Origin of the sequence: Acinetobacter sp. NIPH 542, assembly GCF_000369825.1 — a bacterium.
In the GTDB taxonomy this organism is placed as follows: domain Bacteria; phylum Pseudomonadota; class Gammaproteobacteria; order Pseudomonadales; family Moraxellaceae; genus Acinetobacter; species Acinetobacter oleivorans.
Genome location: NZ_KB850206.1, coordinates 416,982 through 437,448, shown reverse-complemented (window position 1 = coordinate 437,448; position 20,467 = coordinate 416,982). Strand labels below are relative to the sequence as shown.

Below are 20,467 nucleotides of genomic sequence, written 5' to 3'. Positions count from 1 at the left end.
GTATTTGATGCTCTATTTTAGACTGTAATTTATAATTGTTTAAGTCCATCTATTTTTATATTTCTTAATTTTTATTACTCATAGTGCAAATACTTTTATTTTATATAGCTACCTTAAATAAACCACACACCATTCAAATGTTTATGAATTACTCTTTTAGCTGGAAAAATAAATACGCCATTTCATTTGCTGAAATGGCGTATCATCTTTTAAGCTGACTTACGTGAATTCACTTGCCCTTGAATCACCGCTTTAATATTGCCTTTGGCATAATTTAAAAACACCACCAGTGGTGAAAGTTTTGGATTTGGTTTTTTACCCTTGCCAATGGTTTTAAATTGAGCGGCATACCAAATAATTTCCATAATTGCCATTTTATCGACAAAAGGTAAGCCCGTTTTAATCGGCTTTACGGCATAACGCACATCTTGCCCTGCAATTAAACGTTCTGTTAAATCGGTTTCCACGGCAAATGGGCGAGCAATACCAATAAAGTCACATGCGCCACTTGCGAGTGCAGCATTCATGCCCTCTACTGTACGAAAGCCACCTGTCACCATGAGCTTACACTTAACATGCTGGCGGATTTTCTCAGCAAAATCTAAAAAGTATGCTTCACGCGCAATCGTGCTTGCTTTACGTTTATCCGCCTTAGCCCCAGCCATTGCTGGTGCCTCATAAGTACCGCCTGAAATTTCAATTAAATCGATACCAGCTTCATCTACTGCTTTAAAAACTGAAATCACATCTTCTTCGCTAATACCGCCACGCTGGAAGTCAGCCGAGTTAAGCTTCACGGAAATAATAAAATTTTCAGAGGTTGCTTCACGTACCGCCTTATAAACCTCTAATAAAAAACGGCTACGATTTTCAACTGAACCGCCCCATTGATCTGTACGCTTATTGGTTAATGGCGATAAAAACTGACTAATTAAATAACCATGTGCGCCGTGCAATTGCACGCCTTCGAAACCTGCTTTTTCACAGATCTGAGCTGCTTTCGCAAAGCGATTAATAATATCTAGAATTTCATCATGAGTAAGTTCACGTGGCGTTCCAAACATGGTTGCTAAAGCTGGGCTAAAAGGTACTGCCGATGGCGCCACGGTTTCTTTATTTAAACCTTTTGGGCACTGACGACCTGGGTGAGACAGTTGAATCAACTGCACCATGCCATATTTTTTACCTAACGCAGCCCACTCTTTTAAGCGCTCTAAGTCACGTTCAGTTTCAATAACCACAACACCCGGTTCATTCTTTGCTCCAGCATTTACCATGACATTGCCCGTAATGGCACAGCCAAGTTCACCTTTTGCCCAAGCACCATATAAGCCCAAATGTAAATCATTTGGTTGGCCTTCATAATTTGCAAGCGCCTCACTCATCGCACCTTTAATAATTCGGTTTTTAAAGGTGGTATTACGAATTGTGATGGGTTGAGCAATCTGGTTCATGGTTAACCTCTTTTTTTGAATTATAGAGCAATTACTCTAATTTAAATGAGTTATTGAGCGTGTCAAGACATAATCGATAACTGACAATAGCACATGTCAATTTTAAAGAATATAAAAATATACAACTTTTTGCATAAGTCAAAAATTAAATTTATTCTATTAAAAAACAAATAATTAAAATAAAATCTTAAAAAGATGCTCTAATTAACTGTCTGGTATATTCAGTTTGAGGCTTAGAAAATAAGAGTTCAGTTTCCTGATATTCAACAACTTTGGCATGACGTAATACCATTACTTTATGGCACAGTGATTTCACTATATTTAGATCATGACTAATAAAAATATAACTTAACTGCTCAGTTTGTTGTAATTGTCGCAACAACTTAATTATGGCTTTTTGCGTGGTTCGATCTAAGGCCGATGTAGGTTCATCCAAAATTAAAAGTTTAGGCTGAACCACTAAAGCTCTAGCTAAGGCTACACGTTGACGTTGGCCACCCGAAAGTTCATGAGGATAACGATGTTGAAAATCTTCAGCCAATTCAACTTTTACCAAAGCAGATTTAACTTGCTGAGTTACCCCTTTTTCATTTATAGCTTTTAAATTTAACCCTTCAGCAATAATCTGCCCTACTGTCATACGCGGGTTTAAACTGCCAAATGGGTCTTGGAATACAAGTTGAAAATCTGATCGCATCAACCGTAGCACTTTTGGCTGTAACTGATTCAAATCTTGCCCTAAAAAAACAATTTGCCCGTTACTCTTAATAAGCTGAACCAAAGCCAGAGCTAAAGATGACTTACCCGCACCACTTTCACCAACTACCCCCAGTGATTCACCTTGAGCAAGATCGAAACTCAAATCTTCTATTGCAGTGAAATATCCTTGAATGCGATTTAAAATTCCTTTTCTTATAGGAAATTGCACGCTGAGCTGTCGAACTAATAAAACGTTCTGTTGAACGGGTCTAGACTCTACACTTCCAAAATCATGATCTAACAACTGTGCTGTATAAGCTGTTTTAGGGTTTGCAAAGATTTGGCTCAGTTCACCTTGCTCTACTACACGCCCACTTTGCAATACAATCAGTTTCTCAGCATAGCGATGTACTAAATTTAGATCATGGCTAATTAAAATAAGTGCCATTCCATATTTTGCTTGTAAAGATTTTAATAGTTCTAAAATTTGTATCTGTAAGACCACATCCAACGCAGTCGTAGGTTCATCAGCAATCAAAATTTTAGGCTGAAGCGCCAATGTCATCGCAATCATGACACGTTGTTTTTGTCCACCAGAGAGCTCATGTGGATAGCGTTTTAAAATTTTTTCTGGTTCAATAATTCCCACATCTTTTAGCAGTTCAACTATTTGTTGTCGAACCTCGCGTTTTGAAAAACCTGATAAAAGAAGGTTTTCTCCTACAATTTTCTCAACCCGATGGAGCGGATTTAACGCAGTAGCAGGTTCCTGAAAAATCATAGCGATTTGTCGACCACGTAAATATGATTGAGCTCTCTCATCTAACTCAAGCATGTTTTGTGAGCCAATCCAGACCTGACCCGTTACTTCTAATTTTTCTTGCAGCAATCCCATTATGGCTAAGCAGCTCATCGATTTACCTGAACCACTTTCACCCACAATAGCGAGTGTTTCACCTTCACTTAAGTAAAAATTTAGCTCTTCTAATAAAACTTTTTGGTCTTTGGTTTGAACGGAAAGATGTTCTGCCTTTAACAACGTTGAGGCGATATTTAAATTATTTTCTTGGGTCAAACGCATCACGGGCCGCCTCCCCAATATAAATTAAAAGTGAAAGAACAATAGCCAGACTAAAAAAGCCTGAAATTGCCAGCCATGGCGCATCTAAATTGTTTTTACCTTGTAGCAATAACTCGCCTAATGAGGCTGCATCGGGTGGCAGGCCATACCCTAAAAAATCAAGAGCAGTTAAGGCACTAATATTAGTCGTTAAAATAAAAGGTAACTGAGACAAGCTCGAACTAATCGCATTGGGCAAAATATGCCTAAAAATAATAGCGCGATCGGTCACTCCCAAAACTTGGGCTGCACGAACATAATCAAGCTGGCGAGCTTTTAAAAATTCTGCTCTAACAATACCCACCAAAACGGTCCAGCCAAAAAACAACATAATGAAAAAGAGCCAATATACATTTGGAACAAACATACTGACTAAAATCATGACCATAAAAAGCATGGGTAAGCCATTCCAGACCTCAACCAAACGTTGTCCTAATAAATCTACCCAACCGCCATAGTAACCTTGAATGGCACCTACAGTAATTCCAAATAAAGCAGAACAAAATGTTAAGGCTAAACCGAAAAGTAACGATACTCTTAAGCCATAAAGAATGCGGGCAAAAATATCCCTTCCCTGATCATCTGTTCCCAACCAGTTTTGCTTGGAGGGTGGTGACGGTACAGGAACGGCCAAGTCTAAATTGGGAGTTTGATATGAAAATTGAATAAGCGGCCAAACTGCCCATCCTTTAGCCTCAATAAGCGCTTGTACGGCGGGATCTTTATAATCAGCTTCTGTTTCAAACACTCCACCAAACGTGGTTTCTGGATATGTTTTAAACACAGGCAAATAGTAAGAATTTTCATACTTCACTAACAATGGTTTATCGTTAGCAATCAACTCCGCGGCTAAGGACAAAACCAAAATAAGACTAAATAAAATAAAGCTGGCCCAGCCCAATTTATGCTGTCTAAAACGCTGTAATCGTGTGCGCACAATTAAAGACATTATTTGCCTCCTTTTGCGTCAAAGTGAATTCGTGGATCAATCCATTGGTACAGCACATCACAAATGAGACGTAAAATTAGGCTAAATAAAGTAAAGAAAAATAAAACCCCAAAAATAACAGGATAGTCGCGCTGAACAATTGCTTCAAAGCCCAGCAAACCCACCCCATCTAAATGAAAAATAATTTCTACGAACAGGTTACCCACAAAGAAAATACCTGCTAACACTTCTGGCAAGCCTGCGAGCACAACTAAAATAGCATTACGAAATACGTGTTTATATAAAACTTGTTGGCTGTTCAAACCTTTTGCATAGGCTGCCAAAACGTAGGGTTTATTGAGTTCTTCTAAAAATGAGTATTTAGTTAAATAGGTTAAACTGGCAAAACCGCCTAATACCATCGTAATCAGTGGTAAAGTCATATGCCATAAATAATCGGTAACTTTGCCCCAAAGACTAAATTGATGAAAGTTATCCGATACTAAGTTTTGTAAGGGAAACCATTGAAAATAAGAGCCACCTGCAAAAAAAACAACCAGTAAAATGGCAAATACAAAACTTGGTACAGCATATCCCACTACAAGAACTAAAGAGGTGGACCGATCAAACCATGAGCCTTGCTGTTTTGCTTTCTTAATCCCAAGTGGAATAGAAATTAAATAAATCAGAAAAGTGCTCACTAGCCCAAGCGAAATCGAAACAGGTATTTTTTCCCACAACAATTCCACGACTGGTTTATCTTTAAAGAAACTTTGTCCAAAATCTAAAGTTAAATAGCCTTTTAACATTAGAAAAAATCGTTCAGGGCCAGAACGATCAAAGCCGTACTGAGCCTTAATTTGCTCAACCATTTCAGGGCTTAAACCTTGAGCACCTTGATAATAAGTTTCTGCACTCAATGCACGGCCAATTCCCAAATCGCTTTGTGCCTGATGTATTGCTTGCTCAACTGGCCCACCCGGTGCAATTTGCACAACCACAAAGTTAATCAATAAAATGACAAACAATGTGGGAATCATTAAAAGAAGTCGCTTGAGAATATATGAACCCATATAACAGGATTTCCTTTATGGCAGGTGCTTTTTATTGTTGATGTAAATATTTGGCAACTGTTTTGGCTTTGTTTGCATCACTCCACCAATATTCTATTCCGGAAGAAAGTACTGGTTTAACTTTAGGTTGTTGATACATATTCCAATAAGCATACCAGTTTTCACCTTTACCATAGGTCGGAATTTGATAATAACTAGCTCTAAGCAATCGATCGAGAATGCGAGTATAAATAATCTGTTGTTCACGGCTTTTACTTGCAACGAGTTTTGAAATCACTTGATCAATTACTGGGTTGCGAATACCCGCATAATTGTAATTTCCATCCTGCGCTGCGGCGATACTTCCCCAAAATTGAGTTTGCTCATTGCCCGGATTGAGAGATTGCGGCAGATTCATTGTGGTCATATCAAAATCGTAACGACGAGTCCTTTCTAAATATTGCGGAGCATCGACCTGACGCAAATTAACTGCAATGCCTAACTTTTTTAGGTTACGAATAAAAGGTAAAAGTGTTCGTTGTTTACCATCTTGCTGAATTAAGAACTCAAGCTGAACTTTTTTTCCTTCTGGTGTAAATAGCTGCCCTTCTTTAACTTTATAACCAGCCTGTATGAGTAATTGCCGTGCAGTTAACAAGTTCTGACGGTTGAACCCACTTGCATCCGACACTGGATATTTCCAGTCGGCTAAAACACCTTGTTGCATGAGTGGAGATAACTTAGGTAATAACGGTTTTAACAAGTCTAATTCAGTTTTTGAAGGTCGACCTGTTGCTGCTAATTCACTATTTTCAAAATAACTTTGTAGGCGCTGATATTGACCATAAAACAAAGCTTTATTTTGCCATTCAAAGTCATAGGCATAGGTTAAAGCTTGTCTAAAACGAATATCATTTAAAGGTTTTCGTCTGGTGTTAAAAACATAACTTTCAGTGGCAATCGGGTTGTGGTGGCGAAACTTATATTGAGTAACAAGTCCCACTTTTAAGGCTGGAAAACGATAATCTGTTACCCATTTTTTAGGATTAGTTTCTTCATGCAAAGTGTATTGCCCAGATTTAAATCCTTCAAAAGCAATATCCCAATTTCGATAATAGACATATTTTAATCGGTCAAAATTGTAACGCCCCTTGTTAATAGGCAAATCTTTTGCCCAATAATTTGGGTTTCTTTTATAACTAATGCTTCTACCTGCATCAACTCGTTCAACTACATATGGCCCCGAACCAACAATCGGCTGTAGGGTAATTCGGCTAAAATCCCTTTTTTGCCAATCTGCTTTTGAATAAATTGGTAAGGTTGCCAAAATGAATGGCATTTTAGGATTATGAGTAGACTTAAAACTAAACTTTACCTGATGGGCGTTTATTACTTCTGTTTTTGCCAAATCAGCAAGGTACATCTGTAAACCTAAATTAGACTTCGTCTGATAGGCATCAAAACTAAATTTAACATCTGCCGCAGTGACTGGCTCTCCATTACTAAAACGCGCTTTAGGGTTTAAATAGAAAGTAACAGACTGCGTTTTTTCTGGGTCATAACTCACTTTCTCGGCTAAAAGCGGATATAAAACCCCGACCTCATCTAACGATTGAGTCATTAAAGTATCAAAAAGATAATTAACGCCCTCTGTAGCATTCCCCTTACCATTCATACTATTGAGGTTATCAAAAGTTCCTTGAGCGGCCTGACTTAACAGACCACCTTTAGGAGCATTCGGGTTTGCATATGGCATAGCCATCATTCCTAAATATTTAGGTTTGGAATGAATCGCTATATATGAAGTGGTTTGCTGTGCAGAAAAAACTGCATGCGAAACGACACTGAGCCCGACTAGCAGGCTCAGTTGAAAAGATGATTTATGCATAAATTGCTAATTATTTTATAAATTAGGCACTTTAATAACATCACCAATGCGAAGCTGAGTAGAAGGTGTCAAATTATTTAGCTCAGCCAAGAAATTGGTTTCTAAACCGTATTTGCTAGCAAGACCAATTAATGTATCACCACGCTTCACTTTGTATTCCACAACAGTTTTTGGAATTACAATATTTTGGCCGCGCTGTAAATTAGCACTCGCTTTTAATGCATTCATTTCAGCAAGTTCACGAACTGAAATGCCTGCACGGCTCGCAATACTATTTAAAGACTCACCAGATTTCACAGTATATCTTTCAGTGTTTTTACCAGCCGCAACTGTTTTAGTTGAAGACTTGGTGTCTACTTTAGCTGTTTCTACTGTAGGTACATCACCTGTTAGCTTTAAACGTTGCCCGACACGAACGCTACTGGTACGTGAAAGACCATTTAATGATGCAAGGTAGTCCAACTGTAAGTGGTAACGGTTAGCGATATTACCTAAGCTATCACCAGATTTGACTGTATACGTTTCTGGTGTTTCTTCTTTAGTATTTTTAGAAGGCTTTGTTGGTGCTTCTTCTTCAACTGTACCTGTTAGTTTTAAACGTTGACCAGCACGTAACCCAGCAGTACGAGACAAACCATTTAAGTCAGCCAAATAACCTGTTTGCAAGTTATATTTACTCGCAATCGCATTTAAGCTATCACCTGACTTTACAACGTATTGTTCTGGAACACTTAACCCTGCTGGTACTTTTATCGTTTGACCAAGCTGTACATGACTATTTGCTTTTAAGTTATTTAACTCGGCTAACTCAGCTAGGCTAATTTTTGATTTCGTTGCAATACTCGATAAAGTATCACCACGCTGCACTTTATAGCCTTCTGTTTTGTAAGAAATACTAGCAGTAGCTTTCTCAGATTTATTAGAAGTTTTAGTTTCAGCAACTTCATCTACAGAAATATCTTGTGTAGGCACATTAATCTTTTGCCCAGCCATCAAGTTACTACCCGCAGATAAACCTGGCGTTAATTCAGCAAGTTCTTGATTAGAGAGCGCATAACGATCTGCAATCAATTTAAGGTATTCACCGCGCTTCACAGTATAACTTTTAGTTGCTATACGTTTTGCATTTGCCAGAACTGCTTTCGGCTCGGCTTTAGCACTTGAGCGACTATTCTTCGGCTCTTTTAACAGTAATTTTTGCCCAACAAATAGACCATCTGTTACTGATAAATCGTTATATTCAGCCAATTGTCTTACTGACAAATTAAACTGATTAGCAACACCGCTTAAACTGTCGTTAGCTTCAACTACATATACATCTGGTTTAGCTGTACTTTTAGAAGTAGTTTGAGTTTCTTGTGGTTTAGCATCATAGAGGTAAAGTGTTGAACCTACATATAACGTCTTTTCAGGGTCAATCTGGTTCCACTTAGCAACATCGCGCCAGTTTACCCCGTTTTTCATTGCAATAACGGCCAACGTATCACCCGGTAAAACAGTATAGGTACTACGCTTACCTTTAGGCTGTACAACCACTACATCAGTATCAGTCTTGATGTAAGGTTTGTCTTTATTACGCTGTCCGTCTTCAGAGTTAGCTACAGTCACGTCTTCAGCTAAAGTTTTTGGATAGGCAAAACCTCTACTGACCTCTTTACCTTGTTGCTCTGCAACTGACTGGCTCGTCTGAATTGCGGTTAACCTAATTTTGCCATCATACGGATCGACAATTTCGGTTCCTTTAGGCGCGATTGCTTTTAATTCAGCAACGACTTGATCTTTTTCAGCTTGTGTTGGTTGCGGCTCTAAAGCTTGTTGAACTGTTTCTTTCTCACCTTCAGCTCGTACTGCCGCTAAAATCTTCTCACGCTCTGCAGCTGAAATTGGTGGCTCCATCTTAACAGGCTTCGTAATGTTAGCTGCATTGGTCACAGCTACAGGAATACGCGGCGCACTTGGTACATCCGCGGATGCTGCAAAGGCAGCTAACGCATCTGAACCACGTGGTGTAGATTTTGAAATCGTTGAAGTATTCTTCACTGGTGAAGAGGGTTTAACTGGCTGAACTTGTGTTGTTGGTGTTGTTCTTGTTGTCACTGTAGTAGATGGACTAACAGTTGTCGGTGTAGACGGTGAAGTTGCATTTGCCCACCAACCTGAGCTACCACCCGTTTTTTTCCCTTTTAATTTATTATCAATTGAAGGACTTAAATCTGCTGGAATCAAAATACGCATTGGACTCGCAGGGTCTACTGCTTCACCACGATATCCTGGGTTCAATGCATAAAGTTCTGCACGGCTTAATCCTGCTGTAGAAGCAATTTCATTTAACGTTAAAGGTGCAGATAAAGTCACTTCACGGAAATGGGGTCTATTTGCAATAGGCGGTAGTTCTACACCATAAGCCTTTGGATTTTTAATAATTTGAGCAACAGCTAAGAAACGTGGAACATAGTTCATTGTTTCTTGAGGCAATTTTAATGACCAATAATCAGTTGGCAAACCAGCAGCTTGGTTGCGGTTAATCGCCTGCTGAATACGTCCAGGGCCAGCATTATAGGCAGCTAATGCAAGTTCCCAAGAACCAAATTGGTTATAGAGACTTCCTAAAAACTCATAAGCTGCGCGAGTCGATTCAACCACATCTCGGCGCCCATCATACATACCAGTTTGCTTTAAGCCATAAATACGACCAGTACTTGGAATAAACTGCCATAGGCCCGCTGCTGCTGCACTACTTGTTGCAGCTGGGTCATAAGAACTTTCAATTACCGGTAATAATGCAAGTTCTGTCGGTAGTCCACGGCGTTCAGCTTCTTTTACAGTATGGTACAAATAACGGCTGGCACGAGCACTCAAGCGATCAAGGTAAGGCTGACGAGAAATGAACCAGCTACGCTGAGCTTCAATACGTGAATCCCAATGATTCAAGTCCATTTTGAAACCAACAGACATACGCTTCCAGACATCACCATGCTTCAAAATAAGCAGACGATCACCTTCTACAGCGCGCATATCGGTTGCTGAAAGTAAGTCTTCCAAAGAGTCAAGACTACTCGCATCTAAATAACCTGCACCACTGACCTGTTTCGATTTTGAGGTTTTTGCAGATTGCGGAGTCGATGAACAGCCTGTTGTAATACCCAACGCAGCTAAAGCAGAGCTAAGTACGGTAATTTTGAACAATGATGCCGCAGATGGCTGCCACACAAATGTGGTTGGTTTATACATAAAAACTTCCAAACAACTCGCGTAATATTTTTTTGGGGTTTGGCCACAAACCCTAGGTCTTCGATGCCATTGTAGTAAAGCGTGCAAGATAGACAAGGCAATAATTTGATGTCATTTGCATGGAAATGTTACAAGAAATTAAAAAAACCTTGCTTTGTAACGATGGAACCGAACTTTTTGCGTATACAATACACCATATTCAGTTCTTTTTCTTTTAGTTTAGGTTTCGATTTATGTCTCAAACAATCACACTGTATGTTGATGGTGCATGTCGTGGCAATCCGGGTTTAGGTGGTTGGGGCGCATATGTCATTACCGAGCAGGGTGAGCATAAATTATTTGGCGGTGAACCTGAGACAACCAATAACCGCATGGAGCTTACTGCTGCGATTGAAGGCGTTTCATTTTGCCCACCCGATGCTCACTTAATTATCTGGACAGATTCAAATTATGTGAAGCAAGGCATTACTGAATGGATTCATGGCTGGAAAAAGAAAAACTGGAAAGATGTAAAAAATCCTGATCTTTGGCAAAAATTAGATGCTGTATGTGCAGGTAGAAATATTGAGTGGAACTGGATTAAAGGCCATGCTGGACATGCTGGCAACGAAATGGCCGATGAGCTTGCAAATATCGGAGCCGATCAAACCGCACTTCAAAAAAAAACAGTTCAAGCGACTGCCCTGCAAGATATAAAAAAGCCTGAAGAGGATTGGTTGCTTGATGACCCTTTTGGGTTTGATATGGCAGAAGTAGCCGAAGAAGATAATATTGATCTTGAACAGCCCGAAGAAGTTGAGATGATTATTGTGGAAGAAGAAGTTATTGAAGTTGAAGCTGCTGAACCAGAAAGTAAGCAATCCATTAATAATATTCATCCTCAAATTGTTGTGACCGAAGCCAAATTACAATTACAAGGGCCTCGACAACTGATTCTCGATACGGAAACCACTGGTTTTTATTTCCAAGATGGCGACCGAATTATTGAGGTGGGCGCTATTGAAATGATTAACCGGAAACTCACCGGTAGCTCAATTCATATTTATATTAACCCACAAAAACCAGTGGGTGACTCAGAAAATATCCATGGTATCAGTGATAATTTCTTAAAAGATAAACCGCTCTATGCAGAAATTGCCGACACGCTCTTTGATTATCTAAAAGGCGCAGAGATTATTGCCCATAACGCAACCTTCGATATGAACTTCCTTGATATGGAGTTTAGACGCGCTGGTCTTCCCGCACTTTCCGAAGTATGTGAGGTAACAGATACGTTAGCTTTAGCAAAAAGCAAACATCCGGGACAAAAAAACTCGCTTGATGCTCTTGTAAGACGTTATGAAATTCCGGCACGCGACCGTACCTTCCACGGTGCATTACTCGATGCTGAAATTCTTTCAGACGTTTACCTAGCAATGACAGGTGGACAGGTTTCTTTTGATATAGATGCCTTATCCCAAAGTGAAAATAGCCAGAACATAACAAATAAAACTAGGATTCAAATTGACCTACCAGTTATTTACCCTTCTGAAGAAGAGCTAAATACACATGAGACTTGGGTCAAAGAATTTGAGAAAAAACATGGAGAACCTTGCCTTTTTGCAAAATAAATTTTTGATTCTTTAGCGTTTTTAGCTTTTCCCCTTTGTAAGTTAAGTTATATTAGTCACATAGATTTTTAGCTCAAATTACCGAGCACTACGAATATAACAATTGATTTTTTTTTCAAAGGGGAACGTTTATGTCTGAGCATACTTCGATTCATTTCGATCCAACAGCTTTACTCATCATCAAACATGAAATTGATCGCTCAATAAAACTGGTTGAAGGTGCAGTAAGCACTTTAATTGAAGAACAAACGCTCCCTTTTGGTATTGATGATGCATTAGAACAATTTAAGCAATGCACTCAAGTCCTACGTTTAATTGATATCCCCTATCTTGCAAAAATCACTCAATATTCAACTGAGCTGATGCAAAAAATTATTGCGAAACCAACGCAAATTAATACTGATGATGTCGTTGCGCTGAGTGAGGGCACGACCATGGTAAAACGATATATTGAATTTATCTGCTTGCGTGAATTACAAGTCCCTCAGTTTCTTCTTAATACCTTAAATAATTTAGAATTAGCTTTAAATAAACCACTGACGTCTTCTGGACAAGCGATTGCTCCTTTACTTGCAAATGCTTCGCTTGAACTTCCATTCCCAGAAGTATTCATTAACGAAAAAACTCAGTTTATTCATCAACTCTATAAACTATCTCTACATCAATTTTTAAATAAAACAGAAGCTACTCATCATTACCAAGCTTTTAAACTGATCGGTACCTATTTGGTCAGCATGGCAAAACATCAGCCAAGCCAACAATATTGGCAACTCGTAAATTATGCTTTCGACCATATTGATAACTTGCTTCTAAATGATTCACGCCTACGTGTACTCATTAATATTGAAAGTTATATTGGTCAGTTCTTAGCAACGCCGGAAACTTTCAAGCCTGATTTGCCTGCACTTGCAGATATTTTAAGTATAGTTATCGCTCAAGAAGATGAGGTTGCTCACCATATTCGCAACCAACTTCATATAGGCGATGAAACACCGACAGATACGCAACTACTGGTTTTAAGCCGTCATCTTTTTGGTCCTGATTTCGACACCATGCACGCAGTCAGCCAATTAATTTTGAGCGAAATGAACAAAGTGCGTAACGATATTGAATATAACTATCAAAATATGTCGACTGAAAAAGCACAACAATTGCAAACGAGTCTTTTACAGCTCGCTTATACATTCAAACTACTTAACCTTGATGAAGCCTCAGTTGAGCTTTCTCAACAAGCGAGCAGTTTAAGTCAGCTCAATATATTAAGTAATGAAAACTATGCACAGCAGCTTATGGACAGCATTTTGTCTGCCATGAACTCAATTGGTATTTTGGTCCGCCAATATACATCTAGTCGCTTACAACTTAATGTGAATAATACGAATATTTCCTTAGATCGTCTCGATGAGGCACATCAAGCCTTACTCACCGAGACAAAAAATTTAATTGATTTTATTTGTCAGAGCCTTACGTTATATGCAAATGATTCAACACAAAATATAGAGGCAATTGCAGGTTCACTAAAAGAGCTAGCAGGCGCGGCCGAATTTCTAGGAAGTACCATTCAACAAGATGCTTTACTTCAAACTGCTCAATTTGTTCAACAACAACTTGAACAAAACCAGCCTTTTAATACAGACCAAATTCACTGTATTTTTAACGTATTAGCGGGCCTTGACATGTTGGTTGACAATTTAAAAAATAAACAACCTGTTCTACAATCCATGTTTAATGTAGCATTGTCGAGTAGTCAACAACTTCAAGAAAAGGCAGCTTAATGTCTGAATTATCACTTGCTTATATTTTTCATCATCAACAATTACTGGTTGACCAAAACCTTCAACTACCCAAAGTCGAAAAGTTAGCAAGTGATTTACTTTTCACTCATGATGAGCAGGTCATTGCACGTGACTTGCTTGCTGAGGAACCCATTCCCGAAGGCTTACAACTTGTTCCAATTCGTCAACTCATTACAAGTTGGTCGAAAGAACAGTTCTTGCAAGCAAGCCGCGCTGTACAGTTACTTGAATGGCGACGTAATCATAAGTTTTGTAGCCACTGCGGACACCCGACAGAAGTTCATCCAACCGAATACGCAATGGTGTGTCCTTCTTGTCGCTATCACCAATACCCTCGCGTAAACCCGTGCATTATTACGGTCATTACTCGAGGTGATGATGAAATCTTACTAGCGAAGTCAGTCCACAATAAAACTAACATGTATGGTTTGATTGCAGGTTTTGTTGAGGTCGGTGAAACGCTTGAAGAAGCGGTACAACGCGAAGCTTTTGAAGAGGTAGGCCTAAGACTCAAAAATGTTCAATATATGTCAAGTCAGCCTTGGCCTTTCCCAAGTAACCTGATGGTTGCGTTTAGAGCAGAATATGAGTCTGGTGAAATTAAGCTGCAAGAAGAAGAAATTGCAGATGCACAATTCTTCAAAATTGATCAATTACCTGAAATTCCATTTAAAGGTAGTATTGCTCATTCAATGATTATGCAGATTACCCAAGCTGGGTAATCTGCCGTTTTTTAAGCGATATTCTCGTTTAAAACACTTCTTCAAGAAAATGTAAGATCGTTCTTTTCGTTCTAAAATAATGACTAATAAAACTAGAAAGACTGGCCAAAATTGTAATATGTCCAGTTTTAGGAATCACAGCAATATGGCTGTGATTTCCACTTTGTCTTAAAGCTCGGTCCAAATCTAAAGTATTTTCTTTGCCTACAAGCTGATCATTTTCAGCCATGAGTAAGTAATGTTTAATACTATTTTGATTGACGAAATAGTATGGCATCACTTCTTGATAAGAAATACTTTGGTCAAAAGCATCTTCAGCCAATGGATCGCCCTTGTAATCAAAATGATATGGTCCAGCTAAACCAAAAATCGCTTTGATATTGCCCAAACATTGAATAGTGGTGGGTTTTGGATGATAAACAGCAGACATCACATTAAATGCCCCTGCTGAGTGCCCCATAAGCACAACATTTTCTGTAGAGATTTCTAGCTTGTCTTGGTTTTGATGCAAATAATTCAATGCCTGAGTCAGGTCATCAACAAAACTTGGGAAAATATTTTTAGGTGCTAACTGATAGTTAATCACAGCAACGTCATAGCCTTCTTTGGCAAAAGTCTCACCAATAAAAAGGTAATCTCGTTTATTACCATGTTGCCACGCCCCACCATGCACAAAAACAATGAGTGGCTGGTGAGATAGCTTTTTAACAGATCGATAAATATCCAAACGGTGGCGAGGCTTTAGCCCATAACGAACATTTGGAACCTGTTCAAAACCATCTTTTGGCGTAAAACGGTTTAAAGCAAAACTCCCCAAATCATACAGGCGGAACTCTTTATAAAGAGTTCGCGCCTGTTCAATTTTGCTTTGTAGTTGTTCAATCAGATTCATATATTACTGTGCAGTCGAAGCAGGATCTGTTTGGTCAGGATCAATTGCAACAGGTGTTTGAACTGTTGGCTGAGCAATGACGTTATTAATAATTGGTGTAGTCGTTGTACTACCAGTACTCGCTGCTGGAGCAGGCGCCAAATCAACATTATCAATGAGCGTCACAATTTTGGTCACGTTACCAACATTTTGAAGCACATTATTTAAATCATTAATTTCAGCGGTATTTAAACGGCCCATCACATATAAAACACCATCTTCAGTATGGACAAGTACTTTACTGTCCGATACAACTGGCGCTTTCATTAAAAGAGCACGTGTATTTGCTGTTACACCCGCATCTTGCATGATGGTGTTATAGCTAACTTTGTTACCCACCGTAATATAGTTATGTACGGCTTTCACATCACTCATGGCTTTAAGATTGTCTTCTGCCAATTGTTTCAAGTACGGGTCTGGCACTTGGCCAGTTAATAAAACTGTACTGTGGAAGCTTTCAATATTAATACGTGACTGCTTGAAACGTTGATCAAGTTTATAAATGTTGATATTCGCTGTACGTTTAATTGAAGAGTCAATGAATACTTGGCCTAGACTGCGGACACCGCTATCTGTGCCCACTGGAGCTGTGCCTGTTCCACCAGAAATAAAACTTGCGCAACCTGATAAACTTGCGACACAAAGCATTGTTACAGCAATACGGTTTAACACTCCACCAGACTCCTATCAATTTCTTGGCTTGATCATAAAGCATCAGACTTAAATTTGCTCAAAAGAGTAATGAACTCTTAATCCAAAGTAAATGCATTTTCGATCCATTGCAGATCATAATGGAATTTTGAAAAGTCTTGCTGTACTGTTTTTGCAATTTTCTGTGGAAAATCAAAACAAATCACATCAAAACGACAATAAAAATCCTGATAAGATGGGTAGCGCTGTAAAAAACGCATCGCAGTTTTGATAATTTTCTTCTGCTTTGCTCTTGTCACCATTTCGCAAGCCTGTCCATAATTTCCTATAGTGCGTGCTTTTACCTCAACAAAAACCAGCTCTTGCCCTCTTTTAACGATTAAATCCACTTCACCACGGCGTGAATGATAATTACTGGTTACCCATACATAGTTTTGCTTTTGTAACAGGTTTAAAGCCGTTTGCTCTGCCCATTTACCCAACTGCTGCGCTATTAACATTTTTATCTTCCCCAAATTAAAAGTAGCACCACATATTTTGATGCTTAAATTATTTCGTTAAATCCACCCGTACTTTCTGATTTAAATTGAACAAATGAAAATCAGATCATTTTGGAAAAGCAAAGGTTGGCAGACATTGTTCACGCCCAAATCATAATTTCGGGTAAACTACCCCATTAAAATTGTTTATCTGTACGGAGTAAAACCAAATGAGTGCTCAGTTATTCGTTGTAGCCACCCCAATCGGGCACTTAGATGATATGACTTTCCGTGCAATTGATATTTTAAAATCAGTTTCTATTGTAGCTGCCGAAGATACTCGCCAATCAGCACAATTATTTAAGCACTATAATATATCGACTCAACTTACTGCATGCCACGACCACAATGAAAGCAATAAAATTGAGCAGTTAGTTCAAAAATTACTTGCTGGCGATAGCGTTGCTTTAATTAGTGACGCAGGTACACCGCTCATCAGTGATCCAGGCTTTAAATTAGTCCGTGCTGCTCAAGAGAACGGTATTAAAGTTGTTCCAGTGCCAGGCGCATGTGCTGCTATTGCTGCTTTAAGTGCGGTAGGTTTGCCGAGTGATCGTTTTAGCTTTGAAGGATTTTTACCATCTAGAGCTTCACAACGTATTTCTCAATTAGAAAAACTTAAGAACGAGACCCAGACCTTAATTTTCTATGAAGCCCCTCATCGTATTTTAGAGTCTATTAAAGATATGGCTCAGGTATTTGGTGAAGACCGTCCTGTAGGGTTTGCACGTGAAATTACCAAAACCTTTGAAACCATCAAAAAAATGACCTTAAAAGATTTGGTCAGCTTCATTGAAAACGACCACAACCAAGAAAAAGGTGAAATTGTAGTGGTTGTGGGTGGTGCAGTTGCAAAAACAGATCTAGAACAAGAAAAACTAGATGAACTTTTAAAACGTTTACTTCAAGATTTGTCTGTTAAAGCAGCATCTCAACTCGCTGCCGATTTAACAGGAATTAAGAAGAAAGTCGCTTATCAACGTGCGCTCGAGTTAACTCAATCTTAATTTTTTAATTAGATATGGTGATGACACGGACTATTTGTCATCACCATCTGTTAATTTTGCATAATAAAATATAAGAATAAGAGTATTAATATGACTGAACAAATGGGCAAACTTGGTCCTCATGAAGGACAAGAGCTAGAATTATTACTTTCAGGCGAGAAATCTATCGCTCTATTTTACGATCTATTACCTGTCAGTTTTTTAAAGCATCTCGAACAAGGTACTTTATCAATGCTGAGTAAAGATATTGAAACCTCATTACCTTTACCCTTTTCAATTATGCTGATCTATAAAGATGTAGCTTTAGCAGATTTAAATGAACTCATGATATGTATTGAAACTTTATTTAAAGAAACTAATTTTGAAAAATGTATAGGGCTTGAACGAAGAATTGGACAACTTTTAGGTTACTCAGCGCATGATATAGAGTTTTATATTCAGCATATTTCAAATCTTCATTTAAAAAGAAACATGTAAAACTATCTCAATATATGTTTTGCTGACTCGACAATAGTCTCTGTCAGGGCATCTAACTGTTTAGACTGCCTTTTCCAATGGTGCCAATATAACGGAATGTCGAGCTCAGCTTCAGGTATAACATCCACTAAAGTTCCATTGCTTAGTAAAGATTGAACCTGAAGTTCAGGCACCATGCCATATCCCAAACCTAATTGGATTGCTTTCACAAACGCATCTGTAGCAGGAATAAAACTATAAGGATAGCTCTGCAAAGGCAAACCATAATATTTCAGTAATACCTCTGAATGCATAAGATCTTTATGGTTAAAAATTACAGCTGGTGCACTTCTTAAAGTTTCTCGGTTTACGCCATGTTTAAACCAGTCAGCTGCAAATGCATCAGAAGCCAACATTTTATAACGCATTTTCCCGAGTGGTTGAGCTAAACAGCCTGACATGACCTGTTCTTCTGCAGAGATACATGCGTTGACTTGTCCTGTTTCTAATAAAGTATGCGTATGCGATTGATCATCAATTTTTAGTTCTAAGACTATTTTTTCTTTAAAAAGTGTTTGCTGAATGCTCGGTAAAAGCCAAGTCGCTAGCGAATCTGCATTGGACGCTAGAGCAATTTTATAGAATTCCGATTCCGATGATTTCCCCATCAAACCTTGTAATAAGTTTTGCTCCATTAATCTCGTATGACGTAAATGTTGCAATAACGTTTGCCCAGCTTGTGTGAGTACACATGGCCGCCCACGTATAATTAAAATTTGGCCTAAATACTTTTCTAAAGCTTGCACACGTAAGGACACTGCCGAGGGCGTAATATATAAATGCTCACCTGCCGCGTCAAAACTTCCCACTTCTGCGACTGCAAGAAAGGCTTCACACTGTTTGCTATCTAGCATATCAAACCTAAATTTTTTTTAGCTAAACCTAAATATTCTTAATTTTACTTATTTCTTAAGAAAAAGTCAGATAATTCCCACATCTGATTTTTCCACCTTATTGTTATGTTCTCTCTTAGTATATTTTTTAAAGGTTTCGGTATTGGTAGCGGCCTTATTGTAGCAATTGGAGCTCAAAATGCTTTTGTTCTAAAACAGGGGCTCAAACAGCAATATGTATTTTGGCTATGTTTAATCTGTGCGCTGTCCGACTCAATTCTAATCGCGTTTGGTGTATTAGGTTTTGCCGAAATCATGACAGCATCACCCATCTTAATTACGGTCGCTAAATATTTAGGGGCAACGTTTTTATTGGTCTACGGTGCGAAAGCATTCTATGCTGCCTTAAAAACCACCCAGAGTATGGAGCTTGATAGCAGCCAGAAACAGACTTTAACTCAAGCACTAGTGACCTGTCTTGCCTTTACTTGGCTTAACCCACATGTCTATTTAGATACCATTGTTCTGATTGGTTCAGTTGCAACTCAACTAGAAGACAAAATTAGTTTCGCTTTGGGCAGCATTGTTGCCTCTTGGATTTTCTTTTTCAGTTTAGGTTATGGCGCAAGATTATTAAAACCATTATTTACCAATCCAAAAGCTTGGAAAATTTTAGATTTCATTATCGGTTGTGTTATGTGGGGTATTGCAATATCGCTTCTCATCTAATGCATTCAAACAGTAAAAAGTACCATGTCTGAATGGTACTTTTTATGCGCTCATAATTATGCTTGAGAACCCAACACCAGTTTTGACTGTTTTCTTTCTTGCTGAGACTGTTTTATGACAGCGTAACCAGAAGACACACCCAAGTACGCAATTACAAAGGCAACAAATAAATCTGGAAATACACTCCCTGTTCCAAATACACCAACGGCCGCTAAAATCACAGCAATATTGGCAATAGAATCATTTCTGCTGCACAACCAGACGGAACGCATATTGGCATCTCCATCACGGTACGCATAGAGCATAAGCGCGACTGAAACGTTAGCAATTAAAGCCATCACGCCAATTGCTCCCATGACCATTGGTTCAGGTGAAACACCATAAAAATAAGACCAAACCACTTTTGCAATAACAAAAATACCGAAAGCTGCCATCGTTATTCCTTTAAGTAATGCAGTTGTTGCGCGCCAATATAAACTCATCGAAAGCACAACTAAAGATAATGCATAATTTGCTGCATCTCCGGCAAAATCTAATGCATCGGCCCATAGCGAAACAGATTGAGCCTTATAACCGCCCAATATTTCTACTACAAACATCAACGCATTGATCACGAGAGCAAACCATAACGCTTTTCTAAAACGTGGACTCACTTTCTTTGAAGGAGAACATGTTGAAGCACAACCACATCCAGCCATTTTATTTCCTCAAGAACTCTTTTATAGTGATTAAAAACCCTTGAGTAGCTCCAGAGTCAAGCC

17 protein-coding genes are annotated in these 20,467 nt (G+C 38.7%); 6 read left to right on the top strand and 11 right to left on the bottom strand.

Going from position 1 to position 20,467, the window contains the following annotated elements:
• Positions 1-209 precede the first annotated feature (209 nt).
• From F886_RS07675 to F886_RS07650, 6 genes are all read right to left on the bottom strand, one after another.
• Positions 210-1,454 carry an NADH:flavin oxidoreductase/NADH oxidase family protein gene (locus F886_RS07675; protein ID WP_005303447.1) on the bottom strand — a complete coding sequence of 415 codons (1,245 nt, stop codon included), beginning with the start codon at positions 1,452-1,454 and terminating at the stop codon, positions 210-212.
• A 187-nt stretch (positions 1,455-1,641) separates the two neighbouring features.
• Positions 1,642-3,237 carry an ABC transporter ATP-binding protein gene (locus F886_RS07670; protein WP_081402127.1) on the bottom strand — a complete coding sequence of 532 codons (1,596 nt, stop codon included), beginning with the start codon at positions 3,235-3,237 and terminating at the stop codon, positions 1,642-1,644.
• Positions 3,212-4,222 carry an ABC transporter permease gene (locus F886_RS07665; protein ID WP_005303443.1) on the bottom strand — a complete coding sequence of 337 codons (1,011 nt, stop codon included), beginning with the start codon at positions 4,220-4,222 and terminating at the stop codon, positions 3,212-3,214. Before F886_RS07665 ends, F886_RS07670 begins: the two co-directional genes overlap by 26 nt.
• Complete coding sequence (locus F886_RS07660; protein ID WP_005303441.1) at positions 4,222-5,274, bottom strand: microcin C ABC transporter permease YejB; 1,053 nt, start codon at positions 5,272-5,274, stop codon at positions 4,222-4,224. Before F886_RS07660 ends, F886_RS07665 begins: the two co-directional genes overlap by 1 nt.
• 31 nt (positions 5,275-5,305) lie before the next feature.
• Complete coding sequence (locus tag F886_RS07655) at positions 5,306-7,141, bottom strand: extracellular solute-binding protein (RefSeq protein WP_034591005.1); 1,836 nt, start codon at positions 7,139-7,141, stop codon at positions 5,306-5,308.
• Positions 7,142-7,156: 15 nt separating this feature from the next.
• Positions 7,157-10,372: a LysM peptidoglycan-binding domain-containing protein gene (locus F886_RS07650; RefSeq protein WP_005303437.1), complete on the bottom strand. Its 3,216-nt coding sequence runs from the start codon at positions 10,370-10,372 to the stop codon at positions 7,157-7,159.
• A gap of 233 nt (positions 10,373-10,605) precedes the next feature.
• Here F886_RS07650 and dnaQ point away from each other — a divergent pair, with 233 nt between their 5' ends.
• From dnaQ to nudC, 3 genes are all read left to right on the top strand, one after another.
• Positions 10,606-11,982 (top strand): DNA polymerase III subunit epsilon, encoded by a 1,377-nt coding sequence (gene dnaQ, locus F886_RS07645; protein ID WP_005303435.1) that lies wholly within the window; start codon positions 10,606-10,608, stop codon positions 11,980-11,982.
• A gap of 131 nt (positions 11,983-12,113) precedes the next feature.
• Positions 12,114-13,757: a hypothetical protein gene (locus F886_RS07640; RefSeq protein ID WP_005303434.1), complete on the top strand. Its 1,644-nt coding sequence runs from the start codon at positions 12,114-12,116 to the stop codon at positions 13,755-13,757.
• Positions 13,757-14,500: an NAD(+) diphosphatase gene (gene nudC / locus F886_RS07635; protein ID WP_005303431.1), complete on the top strand. Its 744-nt coding sequence runs from the start codon at positions 13,757-13,759 to the stop codon at positions 14,498-14,500. The genes F886_RS07640 and nudC overlap by 1 nt, the downstream gene beginning before the upstream one ends.
• Positions 14,501-14,528: 28 nt before the next feature.
• Here the strand turns inward: nudC and F886_RS07630 are convergent, their stop codons facing one another.
• From F886_RS07630 to F886_RS07620, 3 genes are all read right to left on the bottom strand, one after another.
• Positions 14,529-15,392: an alpha/beta hydrolase gene (locus tag F886_RS07630; RefSeq protein ID WP_005303430.1), complete on the bottom strand. Its 864-nt coding sequence runs from the start codon at positions 15,390-15,392 to the stop codon at positions 14,529-14,531.
• A 3-nt stretch (positions 15,393-15,395) separates the two neighbouring features.
• Positions 15,396-16,103 carry a BON domain-containing protein gene (locus F886_RS07625; RefSeq protein ID WP_005303429.1) on the bottom strand — a complete coding sequence of 236 codons (708 nt, stop codon included), beginning with the start codon at positions 16,101-16,103 and terminating at the stop codon, positions 15,396-15,398.
• A 77-nt stretch (positions 16,104-16,180) separates the two neighbouring features.
• Complete coding sequence (locus tag F886_RS07620) at positions 16,181-16,582, bottom strand: YraN family protein (RefSeq protein WP_005303427.1); 402 nt, start codon at positions 16,580-16,582, stop codon at positions 16,181-16,183.
• Positions 16,583-16,791: 209 nt separating this feature from the next.
• Here F886_RS07620 and rsmI point away from each other — a divergent pair, with 209 nt between their 5' ends.
• Both rsmI and F886_RS07610 read left to right on the top strand, forming a co-directional pair.
• Positions 16,792-17,628: a 16S rRNA (cytidine(1402)-2'-O)-methyltransferase gene (gene rsmI, locus F886_RS07615; RefSeq protein ID WP_005303425.1), complete on the top strand. Its 837-nt coding sequence runs from the start codon at positions 16,792-16,794 to the stop codon at positions 17,626-17,628.
• Positions 17,629-17,718: 90 nt separating this feature from the next.
• Positions 17,719-18,105: a hypothetical protein gene (locus F886_RS07610; RefSeq protein ID WP_005303423.1), complete on the top strand. Its 387-nt coding sequence runs from the start codon at positions 17,719-17,721 to the stop codon at positions 18,103-18,105.
• A 2-nt stretch (positions 18,106-18,107) separates the two neighbouring features.
• On the opposite strand, the gene F886_RS07605 is transcribed toward F886_RS07610, so the two are convergent.
• Entirely contained in the window at positions 18,108-18,998 is an 891-nt protein-coding gene (locus F886_RS07605; protein WP_005303421.1) for a LysR family transcriptional regulator ArgP, read from the bottom strand.
• 105 nt (positions 18,999-19,103) lie between these two features.
• On the opposite strand from F886_RS07605, the gene F886_RS07600 reads away from it, so the two are divergent.
• Positions 19,104-19,706, top strand: a complete 603-nt coding sequence (locus F886_RS07600) for a LysE/ArgO family amino acid transporter (RefSeq protein ID WP_005303419.1) — start codon at positions 19,104-19,106, stop codon at positions 19,704-19,706.
• Between the two features lie 56 nt (positions 19,707-19,762).
• On the opposite strand, the gene F886_RS07595 is transcribed toward F886_RS07600, so the two are convergent.
• Positions 19,763-20,404 (bottom strand): cation efflux transmembrane domain-containing protein, encoded by a 642-nt coding sequence (locus F886_RS07595; RefSeq protein WP_005303417.1) that lies wholly within the window; start codon positions 20,402-20,404, stop codon positions 19,763-19,765.
• Positions 20,405-20,467 lie beyond the last annotated feature (63 nt).

Coding starts and splice junctions, on each gene's coding strand:
- F886_RS07650 (WP_005303437.1), bottom strand. CDS start 10,372: ATGTATAAACCAACCACATTTGTGTGGCAGCCATCTGCGGCATCATTG.
- F886_RS07600 (WP_005303419.1), top strand. CDS start 19,104: ATGTTCTCTCTTAGTATATTTTTTAAAGGTTTCGGTATTGGTAGCGGC.
- dnaQ (WP_005303435.1), top strand. CDS start 10,606: ATGTCTCAAACAATCACACTGTATGTTGATGGTGCATGTCGTGGCAAT.
- F886_RS07595 (WP_005303417.1), bottom strand. CDS start 20,404: ATGGCTGGATGTGGTTGTGCTTCAACATGTTCTCCTTCAAAGAAAGTG.
- F886_RS07675 (WP_005303447.1), bottom strand. CDS start 1,454: ATGAACCAGATTGCTCAACCCATCACAATTCGTAATACCACCTTTAAA.
- F886_RS07665 (WP_005303443.1), bottom strand. CDS start 4,222: ATGTCTTTAATTGTGCGCACACGATTACAGCGTTTTAGACAGCATAAA.
- F886_RS07660 (WP_005303441.1), bottom strand. CDS start 5,274: ATGGGTTCATATATTCTCAAGCGACTTCTTTTAATGATTCCCACATTG.
- F886_RS07630 (WP_005303430.1), bottom strand. CDS start 15,392: ATGAATCTGATTGAACAACTACAAAGCAAAATTGAACAGGCGCGAACT.
- F886_RS07610 (WP_005303423.1), top strand. CDS start 17,719: ATGACTGAACAAATGGGCAAACTTGGTCCTCATGAAGGACAAGAGCTA.
- nudC (WP_005303431.1), top strand. CDS start 13,757: ATGTCTGAATTATCACTTGCTTATATTTTTCATCATCAACAATTACTG.
- rsmI (WP_005303425.1), top strand. CDS start 16,792: ATGAGTGCTCAGTTATTCGTTGTAGCCACCCCAATCGGGCACTTAGAT.
- F886_RS07640 (WP_005303434.1), top strand. CDS start 12,114: ATGTCTGAGCATACTTCGATTCATTTCGATCCAACAGCTTTACTCATC.
- F886_RS07605 (WP_005303421.1), bottom strand. CDS start 18,998: ATGCTAGATAGCAAACAGTGTGAAGCCTTTCTTGCAGTCGCAGAAGTG.
- F886_RS07655 (WP_034591005.1), bottom strand. CDS start 7,141: ATGCATAAATCATCTTTTCAACTGAGCCTGCTAGTCGGGCTCAGTGTC.
- F886_RS07620 (WP_005303427.1), bottom strand. CDS start 16,582: ATGTTAATAGCGCAGCAGTTGGGTAAATGGGCAGAGCAAACGGCTTTA.